Here is a 1,958-nt window from a genome sequence, read left to right as displayed (position 1 = left end):
GCCGGCCGTCGCATAGCCATGGCTGGTGGCATTGGCCGAGGGCTCGTCGACCATGATGTACATGGCGTAGCGCGGCGCCTGCATCGGGAAGGCGCCGACGAAGGCGGCGATGCGCTTGTTCATCAGGTAGCCGCCGCGCGGGCCGGTCTTCTGCGCCGTGCCGGTCTTGCCGCCGAGGAAGTAGCCCGGCACCTCGGCGCTCTTGGCCGAGCCGTCGGTGACCACCAGCCGCATCAGCCGGCGCATGGTCTCGCTGGTGCGCTCGCTGATGATGCGGGTGCCCTCGCGCTGGGTGCCGGGCGGCACCGCCATCAGCGTCGGCTGGCGCAGGATGCCGCCATTGGCGATGGCGGAGACGCCGGTCACCACATGCAGCGGCGTCACGCTGATGCCGTGGCCGAAGGAGATGGTGTACATGTTGATATCGCGCCAGCCATTGGCCGGCGGCACCAGCGGCAGGGCGGTCTCCGGCAGCTCGACCTGCTGGCGCGACAGCATCCCCGCCCGGCTGAGGAACTCACGCTGCCGCTGCGGCCCGAAGGTCTCCGCCATGTGCGCGGCGCCGAGATTGGACGAATAGGCCAGCATCTCGGGGAAGGTGATCCAGCGGTTCTTGCCCTTGTAGTCGCTGATCGTGAAGCGGCCGTAGCGGATCGGCCGCGAGGCGTCGAAGCTCGAGCTGTAGACATTGGCCGTGCCGTATTCGAGGGCGGCGGCGGCGGTGAACAGCTTGAAGGTCGAGCCCGGCTCGTAGACACCGACCGTGACGCGGTTGAAGCGCTGGTCGGGCGTGGCGCCACCGACATCGCTGGCGTCGTAGTCCGGCAGGCTGACCATGGCGACGACCTCGCCGGTGTTGACGTCGAGCACCACGCCCGCGCCGCCGATGCCGGTGAAGTCGCTGATCGCCTGGCTGACCGCGTCGCGCAGCGCCAGCTGCACGCGGACATCGATCGACAGCCGCAGCGGATCGCCGCGATTGGCGCGCAGCTGCTCGTCGAAGCGGCGCTCGATGCCGGAGATGCCGTTGCCGTCGACATCGACATTGCCGAGCACATGCACGGCGGCGCGGCCCTGCGGGTAGTAGCGGCGCTCCGCCTCCTCGAAGTCGAGGCCGGCGACGCCGAGATTGATCACGCCCTGCTGCTCGCGCGGGGTCAGGGCGCGGGCGACATAGACGAAGCCGCGATCGCCGGAGAGGCGCTCGATCAGCTTCTCGCGGTCGAGCTGCGGCAGCACGGTGCGCAGCTTGTCGGCGACCTCGACCGGATTGGGGATGACGCGCGGATTGGCCACCAGCGCGGTCACCGGCAGCGAGATCGCCAGGATCTCGCCGTTGCGGTCGGTGACCGGGGCGCGGCTGGCGACATGCGCCGCCGGCGGCTGCATGGCGCGCACCGCGGCGTTCAGCCGCTTCGGCTCGGCCGGCGCGATCACCGTGGACCAGGTGGCCTTCATGGCGACGGCCAGGAACAGCGCGCCGAAACCAAGCGCCGCCACCACCAGCCGGCCGCGGCTGCGCTCCAGCTGGGCGCGGCGGGCCAGGTCGGGCTGGGTGACGCGCACGGTCACCGCCGGCGAGGGCGTCGGCTCCAGCAGCTCGGGCGCGCCGGCATGCGGGCGGCGCAGCGGCGGCGAATCGGGCGAGGGCGGCGGCAGGTGGGTCATGGCCGGCTCACTGGTTCCAGGCGCCGCGGACGGGCACCGGCGCAGCCAGCGGCACCGGCGGCGCCAGGCTGCTGCCGCCGGCCATGCCGAGCGCCGAGCCGCCATTCGGGATCGTCGCGGCATTCGCCCGGCCGATCGGCAGATGCGCGGCGGTGCGCAGCAGGCCCGGTTCAGGGCGCGGCTCGGGGCGCGGCGTGGTCCGCGCATCGGCGACCATCGGCGGCGGCGCCGGGCGCGGCGCGGCCAGCACCGGCGTCGGGGCAGGGGCGGGCGCGGGGGCGGCGCGGCGC

At 73.0% G+C, this 1,958-nt stretch carries 1 protein-coding gene and 1 pseudogene; both read right to left on the bottom strand.

What is annotated here, in order from left to right; genetic code table 11:
* Positions 1-1,668: peptidoglycan D,D-transpeptidase FtsI family protein (locus BKE38_RS29560; protein ID WP_076960655.1), on the bottom strand; the 1,668-nt coding region annotated here is incomplete at its 3' end.
* 7 nt (positions 1,669-1,675) lie between these two features.
* Positions 1,676-1,958: pseudogene (locus tag BKE38_RS32650) on the bottom strand (hypothetical protein); the annotation flags it as partial.

It is taken from the genome of Teichococcus deserti (assembly GCF_001982615.1).
GTDB lineage: Bacteria > Pseudomonadota > Alphaproteobacteria > Acetobacterales > Acetobacteraceae > Pseudoroseomonas > Pseudoroseomonas deserti.
This window is presented reverse-complemented; position numbering and strand designations above follow the sequence as displayed.